Source organism: Variovorax nitratireducens (assembly GCF_051216545.1).
GTDB lineage: Bacteria > Pseudomonadota > Gammaproteobacteria > Burkholderiales > Burkholderiaceae_C > Variovorax.
Map to the genome: position 1 here is coordinate 41,255 of NZ_JBPJZO010000008.1, position 22,138 is coordinate 63,392.

Below are 22,138 nucleotides of genomic sequence, written 5' to 3' on the forward strand. Positions count from 1 at the left end.
GTGATTTTAGGCGCCGCCCCGGGGCAATGGGCGTCCGCGTTCGCGCATCGCGTCGCGCAGCACATCGGGGAAATCGGTGATGACGCCATCCACGCCCATGTCGAGCAGCCGCAGCATGTCGGCACGCTGGTTCACCGTCCATGGCAGCACCGTCATGCCGAGCGCCTGCGCCTGCCGCACCTGGGCCGGCGTGAGGTCGGCGAACGCGGGCGACCAGATCACGGGCGCCTTGCCGGCGTTGCCCGCAGCGGCTTTGACCAGCAGCGGCGTCGACGCGAAATCGCCGGCGTTCAGGCCTTGCGTCCAGCGACTGTCGCGCAGGGTTCGTGCGGTTGTGAGGTAGGCGCGCGGCAGTTGCGGCGCCAGCTCGCCAGCCAGCGCAAGCGTTCGCCAGTCGAAGCTCTGGAGCGTGACGCGCCGGGCCATGCCGGCCTTGTCGATTTCGGCGAGCAGCGCGCGCAGCATCGGCTCGGGCGCCGCGGTTTCGTCGGGCTTGCCGGGGTCGAGCTTGGTCTCGATGTTGAAGCGAACCTGCTCGTTGCCGCGCGCCTTGACCATGGCGAACAGCGCAGCCAGCGTCGGAATGCGCTCGCCGTCGCGCGGCTGCTGGCCGGCGAAGGGCTTGCCATAGTTGCTGGCCGGGTTGAGGCGGCCCACGTCGTAGCCTTGAACCTGCGCCAGCGTCATCGAACGGATCGTCGGGCCGGTGGCTTGCAGCCATGCGCCGCCGGCGTCGCGCGTGTGGTCGGGGTTGAGCGCCGTGTCGTGCGAGATCACGACCACGTTGTCGGCGGTGAGGCCGACGTCGAGCTCGAGCGTGGTCACGCCGAGCTCGATCGCGTTGGCGAACGCGGCGAGCGTGTTCTCGGGCGCCAGGCCGCGGCCGCCGCGGTGCGCCTGCAGGTCAAAGCCGCGCACCGGATCGCCCCCCGGCGCCGCGCAACCCGCCACCAGTGCGGTCGCGAGCAGAAAAGGCCCGCAGCGAGCGGCCAGCGGACGCAAGGCGCCGTCAAGAAGCGAGCGAACCATGGTGACCATCTCCATCCTTGGCTACTTGAGTTGCACCGTGATGCCGTTGTCCTGAACCGTGATCGCACCGATCTCGTAGGTCTTGCGGCCGACGGTCAGCTCTTCGCGCCTGAAGGTGTGCAGCGGGTAGTCGCGCAGCAACTCCTGCGTGACCACGGAACCGATCTGCTGCAGGCGCTCCGCATCGCGCCCGCCCACGCCCTGCAACTCGATGCGCTCGGCCCGGGGCTGGTCGAGCCGCAGTGCGAGCGCCGCGGGGTCGTACTTCAGCGCGCTGCTGACCGACACGATGCCGCCGACCGTCGAAGGCTGCAGCAGCGGGCTCGAGATCGTGAGCAACGCCGTGATGGCTGCACGGTTGCCGCGTGCATCGAACGCGAGCTGCGGATCGCGCAGGCTGACCGTAAAGATCTCGGCATAGCGCTGCTGCACCGGAAAGCGGCGCGCGATCTGCGCCTGCAGTTCGTCGCGGCTGGCGGTGTACTCGCTGGTGAAAAAGTTGAAGCCGGCGAAGGCGCTGGTGGCGGGCAGTGTGGCGGCCAGCAGGGCGCCGTGAAGAAAGAGGCGGCGGGGCAGCGGCGACAAGGTCATGGGCGGGCGCGATCGGTCAGGTCGTTGCGAAAGAAGGTGTTGAGTTCGTCGCCCGAAGCAGCCTGGGCGAAACCGTCGAAGCTGCCTTGCTCCGCCATCAGGCGCGCAGCCTGGTTGAACGCGCCCCATGCCGTGCGCGCGAGCGCCCCGCCGACGCTGATACGCCGCACGCCGAGCGCGGCAGCATCCGCCAGCGTCAGCCCGGTGCCGGCCGACCCGATCAACAGGTTGACCGGCTTGGGCGCTACCGCGGCCACCACGGCCGCAATCTGCTCGCGGGTGCGGATGCCCGGCGCGTAGAGGCAGTCGGCTCCGGCCTGCGAGTAGGCCTGCAGCCGGCGGATGGTTTCGGCCAGATCGGGCACGCCCACCAGAAAGCATTCGGCGCGGCCGACCAGCAGCGTGTCGCCCCCGGCGGCGTCGATGGCGCGGCGCGCGGCAGCCATGCGTGCCACGGCGGTGTCGAGCTCGAACAGCGGCTGCGTTGCGTTGCCGGTGGAGTCCTCGATCGACACGCCCGCAATGCCGGTTTCGATGGCCAGCCGCACGCTCTCGGCCACATCGGCCGGCTCGCGTCCGAAGCCGCTCTCGAAGTCGGCGTTCACCGGCAAGTCGGTCGCTGCAACGATCTCGTGCAAATGCGCGAGCACCTCGTCGCGCGACGCGGCGCCGTCGGGTTGGCCCTGCGACCAGCCGAAGCCGGAGCTAGTGGTGGCCAGCGCCTTGAAGCCGAGGCCTTGCAGAAAGCGCGTGCTGCCGACGTCCCAGGGGTTGGGGATGACGAAGCAGCCGGGTTCTTCATGCAGCTGGCGGAACAGGCGACGCTTGTCGGCGATGGTCGGGTGGGCGGACGTGGGCATGGGAATATGGTGCCAGAAGCGTGGCAGCGTGCCCGCGCTGCGCCGCTCAGCCCACCAACATCGGATTGCGGCGGGCCTCGTCGATGCGCCGCTGGCGCACCGCATCTGCGCACGAACGGCTGCGCCCCAGCACAGGCTGCGCGCACGCGTTGTTCATGCAAACGGCGCGCGAAATGAAGTTCAGGCTGCCGCAACTTGCGAGCTGCCCCCAGGTGCTGCGGTCGCGCCCTCGCGCCGCGACGGCAACACCCGTTTCCGCCGCAGGCGTGCGCGGCAGAGTGGCGACCGACGCGGATCGGACGCGCGCGCGCGCGCTGGACGCGACCGCGGAAGGCGTGGGCTCGATGGCCGCGGCCGCGCTCTCGATCGGGGTCAAGGCCGCAGCCACCACGGGTGCCGGACCAAGCGAGACCGAAGCGGATTGCGTGGCGGACGGGTGGGTGCCCGGCCAGGGTGCCAGTGCGACGCAAACCAGCAACAAGCAGGCGGACACCAGCACCGCGCTCGGCGCGCGCGAACGGGGGGCAGGAGGCTTTGGTGTTTCGGGCGGCGCCTGCGTGACGGGCAAGCCGGCACGTTGCTTGACCTTCATCTCGTAGACCGCGAGCCGCGCAAACACCTTCAGATCCGCATCGGTCGGGCCCGCTCCGTTGCCCTCCAGCGCGGCCCTGAACGACTGGACGATCGCCGTGTGCGCAGACTCCCGCAATTGCGTCGCGAACCCCTCCATGGCATGCGCGCCCGCTCTTTGGGAATCTGGGGAAGAGGCGTCCATTTGCTCGGCATTTTCAGAAGATGCCGTAGTGTTTGGCACTACCCCCGGTTCCGCTGTCGGACAGCGCCTACCCTTGGTGACGAATTGGTAACGCCGATGTGGCGCCTGCCCCTCAGTCGTGAAGCGACGAAAGAAACTGTTTCAGCTCCGGCGTCTGCGGATTGTTGAACACCTCGGCCGGCGGGCCCATCTCGTGCACGCGGCCCTGGTGCATGAAGATCAGGCGGTCGCTGACCTTGCGGGCAAAACTCATCTCGTGCGTGACCATCAGCAGCGTCATGCCTTCGTCGGCCAGCGACTCGACCACACGCAGCACTTCGCCCACCAGTTCGGGGTCGAGCGCCGAGGTGATCTCGTCGCACAACAGCACGGCCGGCTCCATGGCCAGTGCGCGGGCGATCGCCACGCGTTGCTGCTGGCCGCCCGACAGCTGGTCGGGCATGGCGTCGAACTTTTCCGCGAGGCCGACGCGTGCCAGCAGCTTCTTGGCCTGTGCGGTGGCTTCGGCGCTCGAGCGTCTCTTGACCAGCGTGGGCGCCAGCATCACGTTCTTGCCGACGCTGAGGTGCGGAAACAGGTTGAAGCCCTGGAAGATCATGCCCACGCGCTGGCGCAGCTCGCGCATGGCCATCGCGCTCTCGTGCAGCAGCGGCTTGCCGTCGACCGTGAGGGCGCCTTCCTGGAACACCTCGAGCCCGTTGATGCAGCGCAGCAGCGTGCTCTTGCCGGAGCCGCTCTTGCCGATGATGGCAATGACCTCGCCGCGCTTGACCTGCAGATCGATGCCCTTGAGCACCTCGTTGCTGCCGTAGGACTTGCGCAGCGCCGTGATCTGCACGATCGGGCCGGAAGGCGCCGCGGTCGACGGTGCGGCAGATGTAGCAGACGTGGCTTCAGCGACGGTTGACATTGATTTTCCTTTCGAGGTGCTTGGCATACAAGCTGATCGGGAAGCACAGCGCGAAGTACAGCAGCGCAACGCAGCTGAACACCACGAAGGGCTTGAAGGTGGCGTTCGAAATCATGCTGCCGGCCTTGGTGAGTTCGACGAAGCCGATCACCGATGCCAGTGCCGTGCCCTTGACCACCTGCACCAGAAAGCCGACCGTCGGAGCGGTCGCGATCTTCACGGCCTGCGGCAGGATCACATGGCGCATCTGCTCGCCGAAGCTCAGCGCCAGGCTGCCCGACGCTTCCCACTGGCCCTTGGGGATGGAGGCCACGCAGCCGCGCCAGATCTCCGTGAGGTAGGCGCTGGTGTAGAGCGTGAGCGCGACGGTGGCCGCGGTCCAGGCCGACACCTCGACGCCCAGCAGCGCAATGCCGAAGTAGGCGAGGAACAACTGCATCAGCAGCGGCGTGCCCTGGAACAGCTGCACATACACGCTGATCGCGCGGTCCAGCCACTTGCCCGCACGCAGGCGCGCGAACAGCAGCAAGCCGCCGACCACGCCGCCACCGATGAAGGCAATCAGCGAGAGCACCACCGTCCAGCGCAACGCCATCAGCAGGTTGCGCAGGATGTCCCAGAGGGTGAACTCATTCATTGGCAGACCTTGCTGGATAGCGGTTTTTTCGGGAGGTGCCGCGGCGCCGGCTTTGCCGGGCCGCTGGCGCCGCCCTCTGCAAGGGGGTTGGCGTAGCGACACGAAGTGCGCGAAGACTGGGGGTGTGCCATGACTAGCGCCCGAAGAACCAGCGGGGGCCGGCCCAGTTGAGCAGGCGGCGCAGGCCGACCGACAGCGCCAGGTAGATCAGCGTCGCGATGATGAAAGCTTCGAACGCGCGGAAGTTGCGGCTCTGGATCAGGTTGGCGGCGTAGCTCAGTTCTTCAACCGAGATCTGCCCGCACACCGCCGAGCCCAGCATCACGATGATGATCTGGCTCACCATGGCGGGCCACACCTTCTTGAGCGCCGGCGGCAGCACCACGCGCATGAACACCTGCATCCTGTTGAGCGCCAGGCTCACCGCGGCTTCGATCTGGCCCTTGGGCGTGGCGTCGATCCCGGCGCGGATGATCTCGGTGGCGTAGGCGCCGAGGTTGGCCACCATCGCGATGATCGACGCCGTCTCCGGCGTGAGCTTGACGCCCGCCGCTGGCAAGCCGAAGAAGATGAAGAACAACTGGACGATGAACGGCGTGTTGCGGATCAGCTCCACATAGCTGCCGACCACCCAGCGCAGCCACAGCGGCCCGCTCGCCCGCGCCCAGGCACAGGCCACGCCCACCGCCATACCGATGACGGTGGCAATGGCCGTCAGCCCGATCGTCCATGCGATGCCCTTGGCAAGCAGCCGCCAGTCGACCAGCACAGCCCAAAAGTCGAACTCCATATCAAAGACTCCTTGGCGCCGCGCGCCATTCTTCGCTAGGCATGAACCGGTCAGAGCCAATTCGTGAAACACCGCGGAACCGGCTTGGACGGGCCGCCGGTGTTGCCCCCGGCAGGGGGTTGGCGAAGCGACACGAAGTGCGCGCAGCCTGGGGGTGAGTCAATCAAACCGGCAGGTCGCCGGCGGCCTTGCCGAGCCACTTCTTGGCCATGGCGTCGAGCGTGCCGTCCTTCTTGGCGGCGGCAATGATCTCGTTGACCTTGGTCTTCAGTGCGGTCTCGCCCTTGGCGATGCCGACGAAGCAGGGGCTGTCTTTCAGCAGCAGCTTGAACTCGGCGCTCACCTTGGGGTTCTTGGCGAGCATGTCGCCGGCCACCGCCGCACTGGTCGCGACCGTTTGCGTCTGGCCGGCCACGAAGGCGGCGATGGTCGCGTTGTTGTCCTCGAAGCGGCGGTAGTCGACGTTCGGGGGCGCCACCTTGTTGAGTTCCTGGTCTTCCATGGCGCCACGCGTCACGGCGACGGTCTTGCCGGCCATGTCGGCGAAGCTCGTGAGCTTCATGCTCTTGGCGGCATACACGGCCTGGAAGAAGGGCGCGTAGGCGGAAGAGAAGTCGATGACCTTCTCGCGTTCGGCGTTCTTGCCCAGCGTGGAAATGACGAGGTCGGCCTTCTTCGTTTGCAGGTACGGAATGCGGTTCGCGCTGGTGACCGGCACCAGCTCGACCTTGACGCCGAGCTTGGTGGCGATGAGCTGGGCCATTTCGATGTCGAGACCCTGCGGCGTCATGGTCTTGTCGACCGCGCCGTAGGGCGGGTAGTCGGTCGGCACCGCGATCTTGATGGTCTTGGACTTGAGGATGTTGTCGAGTGCAGCCTGGGCGTGCGCACCACCGGCGGCGAGCAGCGTGGCCGAGGCCAGCGCGAGCATGGCGAAGTGGCGTTTCGAGAAGGATTTCATAGCAAGGCTCCTAGGTAAGTCGATGGATCGTCGGTGGAAGGTTTTTTCTTCTTGCGGGCGGCCGGTTGCAAGACCTGTGCCCTGCCGGCCGGGCTGGTCTGCATCGGCGCCAGCGCATCGCGCAGTTGCGCCAGCGGGTCGGTCGCGGTCTGCACGCGCAGCGCCGATTGCACCGAGCCGATGTGCGCGGCCATCAGGGCCTCGGCCGCCGCCGTGTCGCCGCGCTCGAGTGCCGCGACGATCTGTACGTGGTCTTCGCACGATTGCGCCGCGTCATGCGACGACTGGTAGAGCATCGCGATCAGCGTGGTGCGAGCGGTGAAGTCGCGCAGCGTGTCGGCCAGCAAGGTGTTGCCCAGGCACTCGGCCAGGCACACATGAAAGTCGCCCAGCAGAAAGCTGCGCGTGCCGATGTCGTTGTCCTTGAGGGCCGCCTTTTCGCGCTGCAGGTGCGCCTTCAATTGGCGCAGGGCGGGCTTGTCGATGCGCTTGGCGCTGAGGATCAGGCCGCGCTCGATGACGTGGCGCGCCTCGAAGGCTTCACGCGCCTCTTCGTGCGAGGGCTCGATCACGAACCAGCCGCGCCGCGCGCTCACCGTGACGATGCCGCGCGCCGCCAGCCGCGTGAGCGCTTCGCGCACGATGGTGCGGCTGCAGTCGAACAGCATGGCGAGCTGCTGCTCGCCGAGGCGGGCGCCCGGGGCGAGCTTTTGCCCCATCACCGCTTCGACGATGCGTGCACTGATTTCGGAGGCGGTGATGGACATGGCGCTGCATATCAGCAGGTTTCATGCCTGCTGGTATGCAAGATTGATGCACCAAAGTGGTGGCGGAGCGGCCGGATTGGCCGTCCTGTGCCGCTTGCGATTGGTGCAAAGAGGCGCTCAGCCGCGCGAGGACGGCATCGCTGCTGTCTGCGACGTCTTGCTTCGCGGTGCCGGCGCTCAACCGAGGAGCGTCGCTTTCATCGTGATCTCGGGCACGCTCGCGAGCGCCTTCGACAGCGGGCACCCGGCCTTGGCGCCCGCAGCGATCTTCTGGAAAGTGGCCTCGTCGATGCCCGGGATGGCGGCCTCCAGTTCGAGCGCGATGCGGTCGATCTTGAAGCCGTCGCCATCCTTTACCAGGCGCACCGCGGCCTTGGTGTCGATCTTCGTGGCGGCCAGGCCGGCGCCTTCGAGCGCGAACGCAAAGGCCATCGTGAAGCAACCGGCGTGCGCGGCGCCGAGGATCTCCTCGGGGTTGGTGCCCTTGCGGTCGTCGCCGAAGCGGCTGGCGAAGCCGTAGGGGTAGTCTTTCAGCGCGCCGGTCTCGGTGCTGATCAGGCCCTTGCCGGTTTTGCCGGCGCCTTCCCAGTGAACGCTTGCAAGTTTTTCGGGCATGTGAGTTCCTCGGTGGGTTGAACGACCTGCGGTTTTAGGCCGTAACGGCGGCGCTGTCTGTAGTCGTGCGGCGCGTGCCGCGCCTGCTGTGCCTGTCGCTGGCGGGTCGCCAAGGTGACGCCTTCGGGGCTTCCCCGATGCAGGGCGGCGGCACCGCGGCGTAGGCTCTCCCGCTCTCTGGAGACCCAATGAACCGCCCGCATCACAAGTTCTGGCCGCAGCGCCTGCCGCACTCGATCACCGTTCCCGCCACCTCGCTCTGGCACAACCTCGCCACTTCCGCCGCGCGTTTTCCCGACAAGGCCGCGCTGGTGTTCTTTGGCAGCGTCATCACTTACCGCGAGTTCAAGGCGCAGACCGAGCGCCTGGCCGGCACCCTGCACGCGCTCGGCGTGAAGCGCGGCGACCGCGTGGTGCTGGACATGCAGAACTGTCCGCAACTGGTGATCGCCCATTTCGCGATCCTGCGTGCCAACGCGGTGGTGGTGCCGGTCAACCCGATGAACCGGGCCGAAGAGCTCAAGCACTACATCACCGACCCCGACGCGAAGGTGGCGATCACCACTGGCGACCTCGCGCCCGAGCTGGCCAAGGCCAGCAATGCGCTGGATGCGAAAGACCGGCTGGCACATCTGATCGTGACCCAGTTCACCGACGCCTTCGATGCCGGCGTGACGGGGGACGACGCGCCCGCCGCGGCCTGGCGCGACTGGCTGCTTGCGCGGCATCCGCTGCCCGAACTGGCTGACGGCCAGGTGATGCACTGGGCGGACGCACTGAGCGCCGGCCACACGCCGCCCGAGCACGTGGTCGGCGCCAACGACATGGCGCTGCTGCCCTACACCAGCGGCACCACCGGCCTGCCCAAGGGCTGCATCCACCACCATTCCAGCCCCAACCACAACGCCTTCGCGGGACAGCTCTGGGGCATGGGCTCGTCCGAGGCGGTGGTGCTGGCCGTGGTGCCGATGTTCCACATCACCGGCACGGTGAGCACGATGCACACGACGATCGTGCTGGGCGGCACGCTGGTGATCATGCCGCGCTGGGATCGTGATGTGGCCGGCCGCCTGATCTCGCGCTGGAAGGTCACGAGCTGGACGAACATTCCGACCATGGTGATCGATCTGCTGGCGAGCCCGAACTTCGCAAGCTACGACCTGCGCAGCCTCACCTACATCGGTGGTGGTGGCGCGGCAATGCCGCAGGCCGTCGCGCAGCGGCTGCTGGAGCAGTACGGCCTGAAGTACCTCGAAGGCTACGGCCTCACCGAAACCGCGGCGCCGTCGCACGCCAATCCGTTCGAGAACCCGAAGCAGCAGTGCCTCGGCATCCCGTACATGGGCACCGACTCGCGCGTGGTCGACCCCGACACGCTGAAGGAACTACCGCCCGGAGAATCCGGCGAGATCATCACGCACGGGCCCGAGGTGTTCCAGGGCTACTGGAAGCGGCCCGATGCCACGGCCGCGGCGTTTGTCGAATTCGAAGGCAAGCGCTTCTTCCGCACCGGCGACATGGGCCGCGTGGACGAGGACGGCTACTTCTTCATGACCGACCGCCTGAAACGCATGATCAACGCGAGCGGCTTCAAGGTCTGGCCGGCCGAGGTCGAGCTGCTGATGTTCAGGCACCCGGCGATCCAGGAAGCCTGCGTGATCTCGATGAAGGACGACTACCGCGGCGAGTCGGTCAAGGCCGTGGTGGTGCTGCGTGCCACGCACAAGGACACCACCGAGCAAGAGATCATCGACTGGTGCCGCGAGAACATGGCGGTCTACAAGATCCCGCGCAAGGTGCAGTTCGTCGACACGCTGCCCAAGAGCGGCAGCGGAAAGGTGATGTGGCGGCTGCTGCAGGAGGCCCAGGACACAGCGCCATCAAAGGGTTGAGCCCTCACCACTTGTCGTCGCTCTTTGCCTCTGCTGCGGGGGAAGGCCGAACGGTTGCGGCGGGCCGGGTTTGTGCCGGCCGAGGGGCGACATTTGCAGTCTCGGCTCCCGCAGCGGCTGTTTGAGCCTTCGCGATCGCGGCCACCTTGAGTTCTTCGCGCAGTTGCAGGGCACCGGCGGGAAGCTGTTCAAGATTCGAACGCATGTTTTCCAGCCGTCCGTACGACAGGTTGGGGGTGACACGTTCGACCACGAGTTCGCAGCAGGGAGACTCGACGCGTCCGAGGCTCTGACCCGTCTGCGGATCCTTCATCTCGGCACCCATGGTCGCCATTGCGTAGCGTGCGCCTTCCTTGAGCGCCTGGCCGCCCTGGCTCAGGATGACGTTCGTTCCGTCTTTCGACACGACAGTCACGGGGAACGTGCGCCGCAGAACCGAGGTCACGACCTGGTTGACCAGATCCGAACTCATGTCTTCGAGCACCTTGCCGCCGTCGACGCCACGTCCGAGCGTGGTCGGTTCGGTCGACGGTGCCGTCCCACGCAGCGCGCCGGACGACATCACCTGGCGCGTTGCCACGTTCACCAGCTTTTCGGTCAACGCCCATCCGCCGGAATAGCTCACCAGCTCGCGGTCGCTCGTCTTCAGTTGGCGGGCCTGCTTGTTGTAGGCAAGCCTGCTCACGCGCCCACTCCAGACGATGTCCGCGCTCGCCGCCTGCGAGAGTTTCGCGAGTTCGGCGCTCGGGGCCTGGCCGGATGAAATCATGTCGAGCTCGTCCTGGACATCGGGGCTCAGCTCACGGTCGAGCACCGCGAAACGACCCGTCTGTACGAGCGCGTCGCTGATGCGCTGGCGCAGGGTCGAACCCACTTCCGCCGCTGGAACCGAGCGGTCGCCCATCGCCAGGGTGGGGCTGTCAAAACGAATCTGGCCGATGACGAGCTTGACCTTCTGCATGTCCGCTGACGGCTGGAACTTTGCAATCTGGGCCTCGATGGTGGCCTTGTATTGCCTGCCGGGCAGCACGCCCGGTTCCTGCAGCTCCACGAGCTTGAAGTTCTGGATGACGCCGCCCGACTTCTGCGCGACGGCTTCTGCAAATGCACTCCCGCGCAGCGAAGCAGAGTCTTGGCCCAGACTGACGTCGAGGCCGTACTTGATGTTGACGCTCGCGGACTGAACTGCGGCGCCGTTCACCTGGAGGATGGCCAGCTTCATGGCTTCGCCGACAGCTTCGCCGGCAGAGGCGCCATACCCCAGTGCAGTGGTCTGCACATTCGAGACCTTGCCGACATCCGGCACTGGCGCCGCGACGCTCGCCGGCGCCGCCGGGGCTGTTGCCTTTTCAGGCTCGGGTTTGTTGCAGGCTGCCAGAAGCGCCGCGGATGCCACCGCGGTCACGCATAGAAGTTTGCGCATGTGTTTTCAGTCGCCGTTCACAGGGCCTTGAGCGCGTCGTTGGCATCCGTGGGAACCGGGATGTCCTGGCTCTGTGCGAACGCAATCGCGTTCTTCAATGCGCCGGTGACGTTGGTCATCGAGGTCGGGAAGTTCGAGACGATGTAGACCGCGGATTGCAGCTTTGGCAGTTGCAGCGGCGATGCGCTCTTCAGGCTCGAGCCCATGGTGGACACGTTCTTGCCCACGCCGGTGAACTTGTTGACGCCCGAGGCCAGAAGAATCAGGCCTTTGCCGTAGAGGGCCTTCGAATTCGCGTCCAACACGGGCTTCTTCGCCATCTCCGCGGCGACGGCGCTGGTGGATGCAGCGACGGCCTTGTTCGATTCCTCGAGGTTGTCCTTGGTTGCGCCCTCGGTGAGGGAGGCCGACGTTGCAGCGGACGTGGCCGCAGCCGTCTTCAGGCCCAAAGCGTTGGCCATGAGGCTGTTCGCGTCCAACACGTCCTTGTTCGCCGCCACATAGCCGCGAACCAGCCCGTCCTGCTGGCCGGTGAGGTCAGGGGCCGAGTTGGTTGCGCCGCCCAAGCCCTTGACGCCGGGGATCGAAGGCATGGAGAACTGCGCGTGTGCGGCGGTGCTGGCACCCAGTGCAAGGATGGCGCAGGCGATGGCGGTCTGAAATTTGTTCATTGTTCTGTCTTTCGGGAGATGCACGAGAAGGGGAGAGAGAAAGTCGATGGATGCAGGGGCTGCGCTCACTGCACCCGTTGCGATGTCAGCTGGCTGGTGAGTTCACGCGCAGCGTTGTTGGCAGCGAGCTTGAGTGCGCTGCCCCGTGCGGAGGCTTCGTCCGGACCGACGCCGGCAAACTGAACCGGGCCCACTGCGGCCTGCGTCGATGGAATGGCCTTGGAGACGTTGTAGACCTTGGCGTTGACCGTGACGCCGACGCGCACCAGACCCGTCGCCGGATCCGTGCCCGGAGCACCGATGTCCAGCGTGCCAAGCGCAACATAGGGAACGCCGGCGGCGCGCATGCCCGAGGCGATCGATTGCAGCGTGGCGGACTTCAAGTCATTGCCCGCCTGGTAGTCCTGCTCGACCTTGGCCACCGAGAAGCGGCCGCCGGTGCTCGGTTCGGCCATGCCGGCCTCAATCACCTCAAAGCCGGCTCGTGCGAACATGCCGGTGAACACGACGTTGAGGTCCGCGCTCGGATAAAGGCGATAGGTCGCCTCGCTGGATCGCTGCGTGGTGCTGCCTCCGGTTTCGATGCTTCGAGTGCGGTTGGCAGAGAGGTTGGCCTGCGCCGACATGGATTCGCTGGTGCGGATCTGGTTGCCGCGGATCGACTCACCCTCCGAGCCCGTGTTCGCGCTCGAGCCGCGCACATCGACACTGGCCTTTTCGTCGACCCGCTTGTAGACGCGATCGTCGAAGGACTTGACCGACGCCACCTGGCGCGACACGAAGACGAAAACGAGCTGGGACTTCTCGGTCGCACCGGCCTTGGCAACAGCCGAGTTCGCCTTGACCAGGTTGCGCAGGTTCGCGACGTTCAGGGCGATGCGGACGGCGACGGTGTACTGGCGCTTTTCAGGACTGTCCTCTTCGCCGAGCACGGTGGACTCCAGGATGTAGCGGTCCGGGTTGGCGAGGATCTTTTCGCGCACGGCGTCGAAGTTGTCGCTCTCGGATTCGCCCGCTTCGGCATAGAAGAACTCGACGGCCTTCAACTGTGCGGCCTGGGTCGCCTTGGCCTTGTCGTCGGCCGAGGCGGATCTGCCCTGGTAGGTCACCGACGCCTTGCCGCGGGCCTGCTGGACTTGAGCGAAGGACGTGGCTGCGAGGCATGCCAGGACGACGGCGATGAGGGAACGAGCTATTTGCATTGGGAAATCAGGACGTTGGTTTTCAGGATCTGTGCTTCGATGTCGGGCGCTGCGGCAGCCGCTTTCACCCAGGTCATCTCCTTGCTGGAGATGGCGGTCGCGAGCCGGGTGAAGAGGCCGTTCCACGAGTCGTAGTACGCGGGGAAGTCGTCGACGTAGGTCTGCGTCGACGGCACGACCTTGGTCTCGCCGTTCTTCAAGGCGGTGTTGAGGTAGGCTGTGCCCATCTGCGGCTGCTCGATCTTGACGGTCGCGTAGGTGCCGTAGATGAAGCTGTCGCCGGCGGCGACAGAGCCAAACTTGACCTTCTTGATGCCAGTGAGGTCGACCGAGATGGCGTAGTCGGGCTCCGGCAACTTCAGGCTGAAGACGGTGCCATCGGAGACCCACATCGGAAAGACGTTGCCCACGGCATAGCCTTGCGTGAACGGAATCAGCGGCACGCCGGCACGCGTGGAAATGGCCTCGCTCACCATGTCGGCCGCCCACGACTCCGCCATGCCCGGCTGGTCTTTGAGGTAGGCAGGAAGGCTCGCCACGACCGCAGGGTCAAGCGAGACCTTCGTGACCTTCAGCAAACGCGGCACCTGCGCCGGAATGGTGGCGACAGAGAGCACGTTCGCGTAGCGCCCGAAGATGCCAGGCTTGTTGGCGGCACCTTCGTAGACGCCTTGCACCCGGGCAAGGATTTCTGCCTTCGTGGGCTCGCGGTCGAACACGTCAATGTAGGCAAAGCTCAAGGGATACGACCGTATGACGGTCATGCTCTTGAAGTCGAAGAAGAGCGCCTGGGCCCGGATCAGGACGAACAGCTTGCGAAGGCTCCCGAAGCTCTCGACCGACACGGTTTCGGAATTGACGACCAGCGACGTCACCAAAGCCTGGTCGCGACCCTTGAGCTCGTCGATCATTCCTGCCGCAAGCTGGATGTTGCGCGGCGGAGCGGCTGCGATGGCTCGCTGGATGCGTGCGTACGCCCTGTCTCCAGATTGCTCGAGGCGCCTCTCGTATTCACGAGAAAAGGGGAAGCGTTGCTCCAGGCTTGCCGCGTCTCCGGAGAACGCGAGGCCGGCCAATGTGACCTGCGTCTCCTGGGCTTGGGAATAGGCTGGCAGCAAAAAGGCGAGCAGCGACAGCACACCGGGCGCCAAGGCCCGTACGTAGAACTTCAAGAGGACTCCCTAGAGTGGGCGGGTCTGATCGACACGCCGCGTGTTTTTATTAGCTACGCAGGTCAATGCGAGAGGTGACAGCTTCAGCGCCGCTGAATGTCAATCGTCAATTTAACGAACGTTTCCAAATGTACAAGAATTTTGTTGCGCACTTTGCGACAGACGAAGTTGTTCTCGACCGGGCAGCGGCGGCCCGTGCAGCCGGCGGGGCGGTCGCATAGACTGTCGGCCAGCCCCCTCACAACTGCCACCACCGCTCCACTCCGTTGAACGCTTCAGACCAACTCCGCTTCCGGGCCATGGTGGTCCACTTCAACAACCCCGAATCGATGGCGGGCACCGTCGCCCATCTGGCGCAGGTCGGCTTCGGCCGCGATCGCATCGTGGTCTACGACAACGGCAGCCAGGCCGCAAAGCGCGAGCAGGCCCGCGAGGCTTGCGCCGCACTGGGTTGTGAATTCGTCGCCTCGGCGGTGAATCATGGCTGGGGCGGGGCCATCAACGACTTCCTGCGCAGCCGCAGCTGGCAAGACGATGACCTGCTGCTCATCGCGGCGCACGATGCGCGCATCCTCGCCATCGACTTCGCCGAGATCGAACGCGAGTTCAGCCGGCCCGAGCGGCTGTTCGTGAGCCCCTGCACCGTCAACGACATGGAGGGCCTGTACAGCGCCGCCCGCGCCTTCTGGTTCCGCAAGGCTGCGCCGGACGCGGTGAGCGAGGTGCAGGTCGGCCATGCCACGGCCTGCTTCGCGCGCCCCTCAAGGCTTGGCGAAATTGGCTTCGACGAGGAATATTTCATCTACGGCTGCGAGTCCGAAGTGTTCCTGCGCGCGAACGACGCGGGCTACGTCACGACCATGCTGCGCAGCTTCGTCGTCGACAACGCCGCCACCGACAGCAGCAGCGATTTCTGCACCCGCGCATTTGCAATCAACAGCATGTACACGGCTTGGAAGCGGCATGGCCTCGGCGGTGCGCTGCAGCGCGCCGGTGCGCTGGCGGGCTCCGCACTGCGCCTGCGCCTGGCGGGCGACAGCAGCGGCAGCCGCATCAAGCTGGCTGCGGCGCTCTATGGCGTGACGCACCCACGCGTCGGGCTGCGAACCTACCTCCGGCAACGCGGGCGCGGCTGAGCGACGCGACTGCCCCTGGGGGTCGTCAGGATTCTTCCTTCCCCGGCACATCGGCCACCACCCGCGCGTGCCGCTGGAAACTCCAGTAGGCGCTGGCCCAGTCCATCAGCACCACGATGCGGTTGCGAAAACCGATCAGGAAGTACGCGTGCGCGAACAGCCAGAACAGCCATGCCAGCCGGCCGCTGAAACGCAGCGGGCCGAGCGGCGTGCCGAGGTCGACCACCGCCGAATTGCGGCCGATGGTGGCGAGGTTGCCGTAGTCGCGGTAGCGGAACGGCAGCGTGGGCCGGCCGGCGATGCGGCGCAAGACGTTGCCGGCCGCGGCGCGGCCCATCTGCTTGGCGCCGGGGGACACGCCCGGCACCGGCTTCGGCGCCTTGTCCGGCGCGTGGCTCATCGCGGCGGCCAGGTCGCCGACCACGCTGATCTCGGGGTGCCCGGCAAGGCTCAGGTCAGGCTGCACCTTGATGCGGCCCGCGCGGTCGACGTCGGACGCTGGCGCGCCGACCGCCCGGGCCAGCATCCGCCCCAGCGGCGACGCGGCCACGCCGGCGGCCCAGACCACGCAGTTGGTGTCGATCCGGTAGCTGTCCACGCTCGTCGCGTCCGCGCTGGAGGCCGATTCGACCTGCAGGCCGGCAGCATCGATGGCGGTCACCTTGGCGTTCAGCCGCACCTTGACGCCCAGCTTTTCCAGTTGCTCCAGTGCCTTGCGGCTCAGGCTTTCGGGCATGGCCTGCAGCACGCGCGGCCCGCCCTCGATCAGCAGCACCTCGGCGCTGCCGGGGTCGATGCGGCGGAACTCGCCCTCGAGAGTGTGGCGCGCAATCTCGGCCAGGGTACCGGCCATCTCGACGCCGGTGGGGCCGGCGCCGATCACGCAGAAGGTCAGCAGGGCGCGGCGCCGCGCCGGGTCGGCTTCGTTCTCGGCCGCCTCGAAAGACATCAGCACGCGCCGGCGGATGTCGAAGGCGTCGGCCAGCGTCTTGAGGCCGGGCGCCGATGCGGCCCATTCGTCGTGCCCGAAGTAGCTGTGGGTTGCACCGGCGGCCACGATCAGGTGGTCGTAGCCGATGCGGGTTCCGTTCGCGAGCTGCACCTCGCGGGTGGCGGGCGCGATATCGACCACTTCGCCCAGAAGTGTCGTGATGTTGGGCTGGTGGCGGAACAGCAGGCGCACCGGCGCCGCGATCGAAGGCGCCGCCAGTCCGGCCGTTGCCACCTGGTACAGCAGCGGCTGGAACAGGTGGTGGTTGGTCTTCTCGACCACCGTGACGTCGACGTCGGCCCGCTGCAGCGCGCGGGCCGCCTCGAGCCCGCCGAAGCCGCAGCCGATGATCACGATGCGGGGACGCGCTGCGGGGGAGGGAGAGGTGCTCATGGGCGGATTATCCGCAGCACCGGGTGGCCGCGGATTTGTCCTACGAGCAGCGATCGCCGCAATCGGCTAAAACCACGGTTTGCCCCGCAATGGAGACCGCATGAATCTGGACAGGCCTATCGCGCAGGCGGCAGACACGTTGCGCGAGCGGTACCGTGCGGTGCGGGCGCACAGCTTGGCGCTGGCAGCGCCGCTTTCCCCGGAAGACCAGTGCATCCAGTCGATGCCCGACGCGAGCCCGACCAAATGGCACCTTGCGCACACCACCTGGTTCTTCGAGACGGTGCTGCTGCAGCCGCACGCCAGCGGCTACGCGCCCTTCGACACCCGCTTTCACTACCTTTTCAACTCGTACTACGAAGCGCTCGGCCCGCGCCATCCGCGGCCGCAGCGCGGCCTGCTGACGCGGCCATCGGTCGACCAGGTGCATGCCTACCGCGCGCATGTGGACGAGGCCGTGCTGGCGCTGCTCGACAGTGCCAGCGGTTCGCTGTGGGCGCAGATCGAGCCGATCGTGGCACTCGGCCTGCAGCACGAACAGCAGCACCAGGAATTGCTGGTCACCGACATCCTGCATGCACTCTCGTGCAACCCGCTGCTGCCAGCCTACCGCCCGGCACCGGGCCCGTCGCTGCGGCTGGCGGCGCTGCCCGCGCCGGTGCGATGGCTCGCGCATGCCGGCGGACTGGCGCAGGTCGGCCACGCGGGCGAGGGCTTCGCGTTCGACAACGAGACGCCGCGCCACCAGCTTCTGCTGCAGCCCTTCGAGATCGCTGATCGGCTGGTGAGCTGCGGCGACTATGCACAGTTCATCGCCGACGGCGGCTACCAGCGCCCGGATCTCTGGCTCTCGGACGGGTGGGCCGCGGTGCAGGCGCAGGGCTGGCGTTGCCCCGCCTACTGGCTCGCGCCCGAGGATCCGCGCCTCGGAGTGCATGGCAGCAGCCACAACGCAGCCGGCTGGCAAGTGTTCGGCGTGCATGGCGTGCGGCCGCTGGAGCCGCACGTGCCCGTGGCGCAATTGAGCTTCTATGAAGCCGCGGCCTTTGCCGAATGGGCCGGCACGCGCCTGCCGACCGAGTTCGAATGGGAAGTGGCCAGCGCCATGCCCGGCCTCACGCAGGCCACCGGCCACGTATGGCAATGGACGCGCTCTTCGTACGACCCGTACCCCGGCTTCCGGCCGTTGCCCGGCATTGCGGCCGAATACAACGGCAAGTTCATGGTGGGCCAACTGGTGCTGCGGGGCGGCAGTTCCGCCACGCCCGACGGGCACACCCGCCCGAGCTATCGCAACTTCTTTCCGCCGGCCGCGCGCTGGCAATTCAGCGGGCTGCGGCTCGCGCGGGACATCTGAACCATGCGCAATCCCTCCTTCACCATCGACACGCCGCTGGCCAGGCAGGCAATTGGCCTGTCGGGATTCGCTTCGGATCTGCTGGCCGGCCTGTCGCGCCGACCCCGCAGCATTTCGCCGAAGTACTTCTACGACGTGGCGGGCTCTGCGCTGTTCGACCGAATCTGCGAGCTGCCCGAGTACTACCCCACGCGCACCGAACTTCGCATCCTGACCGATCGCGCCGGCGAGATCGCGCACCACATCGGGCCGGGCGCCGAGATCGTCGAATTCGGCGCCGGCTCTCTCACCAAGGTGCGCCTGCTGATCGATGCGCTGCACGCGCCACAGCGCTACCTGCCGATCGACATTTCGGGTGAGCATCTTGAAGGCGCGGCAGCGCGCCTACGGGCCGACTGCCCTGGCCTCGTGGTTCAGCCGATCGTGGCCGACTACACCCAACCCTTCGCGCTGCCGGCTGTGGCCGCCGGCGGGCGCCGCGTCGGCTTTTTTCCGGGCTCGACGCTCGGCAACTTCAACCCCGACGAAGCGCTGGCCTTTCTGCAAGGCGCTGCGCGCATGCTCGATGGCGGCGGGCTGCTGATCGGCGTCGACCTGATCAAGGATCCGGCGTTGCTGCATGCGGCCTACAACGACGCGCAGGGCGTGACGGCGGCCTTCAACCTCAACCTGCTGCAGCGTGCCAATGCCGAACTCGATGCCGACTTTGTGCCCGACCGCTTCGCGCATGCGGCGTTCTACAACGCGCCGATGCAGCGCATCGAGATGCACCTGGTGAGCCGACGTGCGCAGGCCGTGCGCGTGCAAGGCCAGCGCTTCCTGTTCGCCGAGGGCGAAACCATCCACACCGAGAACTCGCACAAGTTCAGCATCGACGGGCTGCGCACGCTCGCCGTCAAGGCCGGCTTCGGCATCGGCCCGGTATGGACGGATCCGGAGCGTTTGTTCAGCGTGCACTGGCTGCCCGTGGCGGCGGCACAATAAGGGCTGCCCGCACATTGCGGGCCCCCGGAGAATCCCAATGAAAGCAACCTGGAACGGCGCCACCATCGCCGAGAGCGACGACACCGTCGTCATCGAAGGCAACCACTACTTTCCGATGAGCGCGCTGAACCGCGATCACGTCACCTTCAGCAACCACAAGACTACCTGCCCCTGGAAGGGCTCGGCCAGCTACTACTCGCTGCTGGTCGAAGGCGAACTCAACGCCGACGCCGCCTGGTACTACGCCGACCCGAAGCCCGAGGCCGAAGAGATTCGCGACCGCGTGGCGTTCTGGAAGGGTGTGAAGGTCGCGCCCTGAGCTGGCGATGACCGATTTCGCACCGCGCTTCGTCTCCCCCGCCCAACTCGAGATTGCACTGCGCGAAGACGGCTATGCCGTGCTGAGCCCGCAAGGCGTGGCCGACTGGCTCGGCAAGCCGGTGGCGCAACTCGACGCGCTGCATCCCGACTGGGACGGACTCCCGCCCGACGACTACCTGAAAGACGGCGGCCGCTATCGGCAACGGCGCCACGCCTGCTTCACGGTGAACGGCCACGAGCTGCATCAGGTGCCGCACCGCGCGCACTGGCAGCCGGTGGAATACAACGCGCTGCATGGCGGCATGCAGCGCTTGTTTGCGCCGATGGAGGCGGCCACCGTGGTGCAGCCGGTCTGGCAGCAGCTGATGCGCAGCCTGGCCGGGGCTGCCAGCGCCTTGCGCGGCCCGCAAGCGTGGTTCGTCGAGGCGCACCAGTTCCGCATCGACACCGCAGGCGGCATCGGCCGCCCCACGCCCGAGGGCGCGCACCGCGACGGGGTCGACCTGGTCGCGGTGGCGCTGGTCGGGCGCCACAACGTCAAGGGCGGCGAGACGCGCGTGTTCGAGGCCGGTGGCCGGCGCGGCGAGCGCTTCACCATGACCGAACCCTGGAGCCTGCTGCTGCTCGACGACGCACGCGTGATCCACGAGTCGACGCCGATCCAGCCGCTGGCCGAAGGTGAGGGCGGCTGGCGCGACACGCTGGTCGTGACCTGTCGCGCCCATTCATTCCAGGGAGACGAAACATGAGCACGAGCGCCGCGCCGGGCCGCCCCAAGCAAGCTCGCTCCCGCTTGGCGGGAAGGCGCGCAGCGCCAAGGGTGCATCCATGAAGCGTCCATTGTTCAGTGCCACCATCGCCGGCAGCCTGCCGAAGCCGGCATGGCTTTCGGAAACACAGAAGCTCTGGCCGCAGTGGAAGGCCGAAGGCGCCGAACTGGCGCAGGCCAAGGCTGATGCAACGCTGCTCTGGATCAAGGCGCAGGAGGACGCAGGCCTCGACGTGATCGGCGACGGCGAGCAGTCGCGCCAGCACTTCGTGCACGGCTTCCTGGAACAGGTCGAAGGCATCGACTTCGATCACAAGGTGAAGATGGGCATCCGCAACAACCGCTACGACGCGATGGTGCCGCAGGTGGTCGCGCCGCTGCGTCTGAAGGGTCGCGTGCACGCGACCGAAGCACAACTGCTGCGCGCCCACACCGACCGCAAGATCAAGTTCACCTTGCCGGGCCCGATGACCATCGTCGACACCGTGGCAGACCGCTTCTACGGCGACCGCGTCAAGATGGCGATGGCCTTCGCCGAACTCCTGAACGAAGAGGCGTTGGCACTGCAGGCCGACGGCGTTGACATCGTGCAGTTCGACGAGCCGGCCTTCAACGTCTACATGCAGGATGCGGCCGATTGGGGCGTGCAGGCGCTGGAGCGCGCGGTTCAGGGGCTGACCTGCACGACCGCCGTGCACATCTGCTATGGGTACGGCATCAAGGCCAACACCGACTGGAAGGCCACGCTCGGCGAGGAATGGCGCCAGTACGAAACCGTGTTCCCCGCGCTCGCGAAAAGCAGCATCGACCAGGTCAGCCTCGAGTGCTATCACTCGCACGTGCCGCCGCACCTGATGGCGCTGCTCGAAGGCAAGGATGTGATGGTCGGCGTGATCGACGTGGCGAGCGACGAGATCGAAACACCCGAGCAGGTGGCCGACACCATCGGCGCCGCGCTGCAATACGTATCGCGCGAACGCCTGTTACCCTGCACCAACTGCGGCCTCGCGCCGATGGATCGCGACATTGCATTGCGCAAGCTGCAGGCGCTCGCGCAAGGCGCGGCGCTGGCCCGCGAGCGCTACGCCTGACTCGCGTCCTACAACCGGTTACGCACCCGCGCGGTACATTGGGGCATCGGCCCGACAGCGGCTCAACTTTGGTGAAGGAGGCCCGTCATGTTCAATCACATCATGGTTCCGATCGACGGTTCCGAGACTTCGATGGTGGCGGTCAGCAAGGCCAGCGGACTGGCCCTGGCCTTCGGCAGCCGCATCACGCTGATTCATGTGATCGACAACTACCCCTTCATCGGCGTCGGCGCGGACTATGCGCTGGGCCAGAACGAATACCTGGCCGCCGCGACCAGCAGCGCCAATGCAGCGCTCGCGCGCGGCGTGGCCGCGCTTGCAGCCGAAGGGCTGCACAGCGACCAGCGCGTGATCGATGGGCATGTGGTGCATGAAGGCATTGTCGACACCGCCGACGCGATCGGCGCCGACCTGATCGTGATGGGCTCGCATGGCCGCTCGGGCATCGAGAAACTGCTGCTCGGCAGCGTGACGCAGCGCGTGCTGCAGGACGCGACGATGCCGGTGCTGGTGGTCAAGGGCTGATACGGTCTTGCGTTCGCAGAGTCCGACGTTGCTCTGAGCGCTGAGGGTCGGGGCGGATCAAGGCGCTGAGATTCCGGGGACTGGATCGGGGCGCTTCGGTTCCGGGGCGGGCTCAGGGCGGCGGGGCACGCTGCTCCGCGAATGTCCCCCGGCCTGCGGCCTCCTCCTTTATTTCGCTGCGCAGCGTGCCCCACCGCCCTGATCCTGGACGCGGCGTGACTGTTCGCGCTGAACATGCAGAGCGTGCCCTAGGCCGATGGTGGTGGGTGGCCCCTG

Annotated in this window: 23 protein-coding genes; 8 read left to right on the top strand and 15 right to left on the bottom strand. The window is 66.7% G+C overall.

Going from position 1 to position 22,138, the window contains the following annotated elements; translation table 11 throughout:
- Window positions 1–6: 6 nt before the first annotated feature.
- The 10 genes from ACSFA8_RS18430 to ACSFA8_RS18475 form a co-directional block, all read right to left on the bottom strand.
- Window positions 7–1,029, bottom strand: a complete 1,023-nt coding sequence (locus ACSFA8_RS18430; protein ID WP_435480931.1) for a glycerophosphodiester phosphodiesterase — start codon at window positions 1,027–1,029, stop codon at window positions 7–9.
- 21 nt (window positions 1,030–1,050) lie between these two features.
- On the bottom strand, window positions 1,051–1,620 hold the full coding sequence (locus ACSFA8_RS18435) for a DUF1439 domain-containing protein (RefSeq protein WP_435480932.1): 570 nt from the start codon (window positions 1,618–1,620) through the stop codon (window positions 1,051–1,053).
- A complete protein-coding gene (locus ACSFA8_RS18440; RefSeq protein WP_435480933.1) occupies window positions 1,617–2,480 on the bottom strand; it encodes an isocitrate lyase/PEP mutase family protein in 864 nt (287 codons plus the stop codon). The genes ACSFA8_RS18435 and ACSFA8_RS18440 overlap by 4 nt, the downstream gene beginning before the upstream one ends.
- Before the next feature lie 46 nt (window positions 2,481–2,526).
- A complete protein-coding gene (locus tag ACSFA8_RS18445) occupies window positions 2,527–3,255 on the bottom strand; it encodes a hypothetical protein (RefSeq protein WP_435480934.1) in 729 nt (242 codons plus the stop codon).
- Window positions 3,256–3,367: 112 nt separating this feature from the next.
- Window positions 3,368–4,165, bottom strand: a complete 798-nt coding sequence (locus ACSFA8_RS18450) for an amino acid ABC transporter ATP-binding protein (RefSeq protein WP_435480935.1) — start codon at window positions 4,163–4,165, stop codon at window positions 3,368–3,370.
- On the bottom strand, window positions 4,149–4,802 hold the full coding sequence (locus ACSFA8_RS18455; protein ID WP_435480936.1) for an amino acid ABC transporter permease: 654 nt from the start codon (window positions 4,800–4,802) through the stop codon (window positions 4,149–4,151). The genes ACSFA8_RS18450 and ACSFA8_RS18455 overlap by 17 nt, the downstream gene beginning before the upstream one ends.
- 133 nt (window positions 4,803–4,935) lie before the next feature.
- Entirely contained in the window at window positions 4,936–5,592 is a 657-nt protein-coding gene (locus tag ACSFA8_RS18460; RefSeq protein WP_435480937.1) for an amino acid ABC transporter permease, read from the bottom strand.
- Between the two features lie 163 nt (window positions 5,593–5,755).
- Window positions 5,756–6,553, bottom strand: a complete 798-nt coding sequence (locus tag ACSFA8_RS18465; protein WP_435480938.1) for a transporter substrate-binding domain-containing protein — start codon at window positions 6,551–6,553, stop codon at window positions 5,756–5,758.
- Window positions 6,550–7,320 carry a GntR family transcriptional regulator gene (locus ACSFA8_RS18470; RefSeq protein WP_435480939.1) on the bottom strand — a complete coding sequence of 257 codons (771 nt, stop codon included), beginning with the start codon at window positions 7,318–7,320 and terminating at the stop codon, window positions 6,550–6,552. The genes ACSFA8_RS18465 and ACSFA8_RS18470 overlap by 4 nt, the downstream gene beginning before the upstream one ends.
- Window positions 7,321–7,497: 177 nt before the next feature.
- Window positions 7,498–7,935 (bottom strand): OsmC family protein, encoded by a 438-nt coding sequence (locus tag ACSFA8_RS18475; RefSeq protein ID WP_435480940.1) that lies wholly within the window; start codon window positions 7,933–7,935, stop codon window positions 7,498–7,500.
- Between the two features lie 188 nt (window positions 7,936–8,123).
- Between ACSFA8_RS18475 and ACSFA8_RS18480 the strand changes: the two genes are divergently transcribed.
- Complete coding sequence (locus ACSFA8_RS18480) at window positions 8,124–9,827, top strand: long-chain fatty acid--CoA ligase (protein WP_435480941.1); 1,704 nt, start codon at window positions 8,124–8,126, stop codon at window positions 9,825–9,827.
- A gap of 4 nt (window positions 9,828–9,831) precedes the next feature.
- Here ACSFA8_RS18480 and ACSFA8_RS18485 read toward each other — a convergent pair whose 3' ends face one another.
- The 4 genes from ACSFA8_RS18485 to ACSFA8_RS18500 all read right to left on the bottom strand — a co-directional run bounded on the left by ACSFA8_RS18485 (window position 9,832) and on the right by ACSFA8_RS18500 (window position 14,295).
- Window positions 9,832–11,250: a CsgG/HfaB family protein gene (locus ACSFA8_RS18485; RefSeq protein WP_435480942.1), complete on the bottom strand. Its 1,419-nt coding sequence runs from the start codon at window positions 11,248–11,250 to the stop codon at window positions 9,832–9,834.
- Window positions 11,251–11,267: 17 nt separating this feature from the next.
- The gene (locus ACSFA8_RS18490) at window positions 11,268–11,921 is read right to left on the bottom strand and encodes a hypothetical protein (RefSeq protein WP_435480943.1); all 654 of its coding nucleotides are present in this window, start codon (window positions 11,919–11,921) and stop codon (window positions 11,268–11,270) included.
- A 65-nt stretch (window positions 11,922–11,986) separates the two neighbouring features.
- Window positions 11,987–13,123: a hypothetical protein gene (locus ACSFA8_RS18495; protein WP_435480944.1), complete on the bottom strand. Its 1,137-nt coding sequence runs from the start codon at window positions 13,121–13,123 to the stop codon at window positions 11,987–11,989.
- On the bottom strand, window positions 13,114–14,295 hold the full coding sequence (locus ACSFA8_RS18500) for a hypothetical protein (RefSeq protein WP_435480945.1): 1,182 nt from the start codon (window positions 14,293–14,295) through the stop codon (window positions 13,114–13,116). The genes ACSFA8_RS18495 and ACSFA8_RS18500 overlap by 10 nt, the downstream gene beginning before the upstream one ends.
- Before the next feature lie 266 nt (window positions 14,296–14,561).
- Here ACSFA8_RS18500 and ACSFA8_RS18505 point away from each other — a divergent pair, with 266 nt between their 5' ends.
- Window positions 14,562–15,431, top strand: coding sequence for a glycosyltransferase family 2 protein (locus tag ACSFA8_RS18505; RefSeq protein ID WP_435480946.1), 870 nt, complete (start codon window positions 14,562–14,564; stop codon window positions 15,429–15,431).
- A gap of 25 nt (window positions 15,432–15,456) precedes the next feature.
- Here ACSFA8_RS18505 and ACSFA8_RS18510 read toward each other — a convergent pair whose 3' ends face one another.
- On the bottom strand, window positions 15,457–16,815 hold the full coding sequence (locus ACSFA8_RS18510) for an NAD(P)/FAD-dependent oxidoreductase (RefSeq protein ID WP_435480947.1): 1,359 nt from the start codon (window positions 16,813–16,815) through the stop codon (window positions 15,457–15,459).
- A 100-nt stretch (window positions 16,816–16,915) separates the two neighbouring features.
- Between ACSFA8_RS18510 and egtB the strand changes: the two genes are divergently transcribed.
- From egtB to ACSFA8_RS18540, 6 genes are all read left to right on the top strand, one after another.
- Window positions 16,916–18,172 carry an ergothioneine biosynthesis protein EgtB gene (egtB, locus tag ACSFA8_RS18515; protein ID WP_435480948.1) on the top strand — a complete coding sequence of 419 codons (1,257 nt, stop codon included), beginning with the start codon at window positions 16,916–16,918 and terminating at the stop codon, window positions 18,170–18,172.
- 3 nt (window positions 18,173–18,175) lie between these two features.
- A complete protein-coding gene (gene egtD, locus ACSFA8_RS18520) occupies window positions 18,176–19,156 on the top strand; it encodes an L-histidine N(alpha)-methyltransferase (protein ID WP_435480949.1) in 981 nt (326 codons plus the stop codon).
- A gap of 37 nt (window positions 19,157–19,193) precedes the next feature.
- On the top strand, window positions 19,194–19,475 hold the full coding sequence (locus tag ACSFA8_RS18525) for a DUF427 domain-containing protein (protein WP_286546914.1): 282 nt from the start codon (window positions 19,194–19,196) through the stop codon (window positions 19,473–19,475).
- 1 nt (window position 19,476) lies between these two features.
- Window positions 19,477–20,226 carry a 2OG-Fe dioxygenase family protein gene (locus tag ACSFA8_RS18530; RefSeq protein ID WP_435481090.1) on the top strand — a complete coding sequence of 250 codons (750 nt, stop codon included), beginning with the start codon at window positions 19,477–19,479 and terminating at the stop codon, window positions 20,224–20,226.
- Window positions 20,227–20,317: 91 nt separating this feature from the next.
- Complete coding sequence (locus ACSFA8_RS18535) at window positions 20,318–21,337, top strand: methionine synthase (RefSeq protein WP_435481091.1); 1,020 nt, start codon at window positions 20,318–20,320, stop codon at window positions 21,335–21,337.
- Between the two features lie 87 nt (window positions 21,338–21,424).
- Window positions 21,425–21,862, top strand: a complete 438-nt coding sequence (locus ACSFA8_RS18540; RefSeq protein ID WP_286546916.1) for a universal stress protein — start codon at window positions 21,425–21,427, stop codon at window positions 21,860–21,862.
- Window positions 21,863–22,138: the final 276 nt, after the last annotated feature.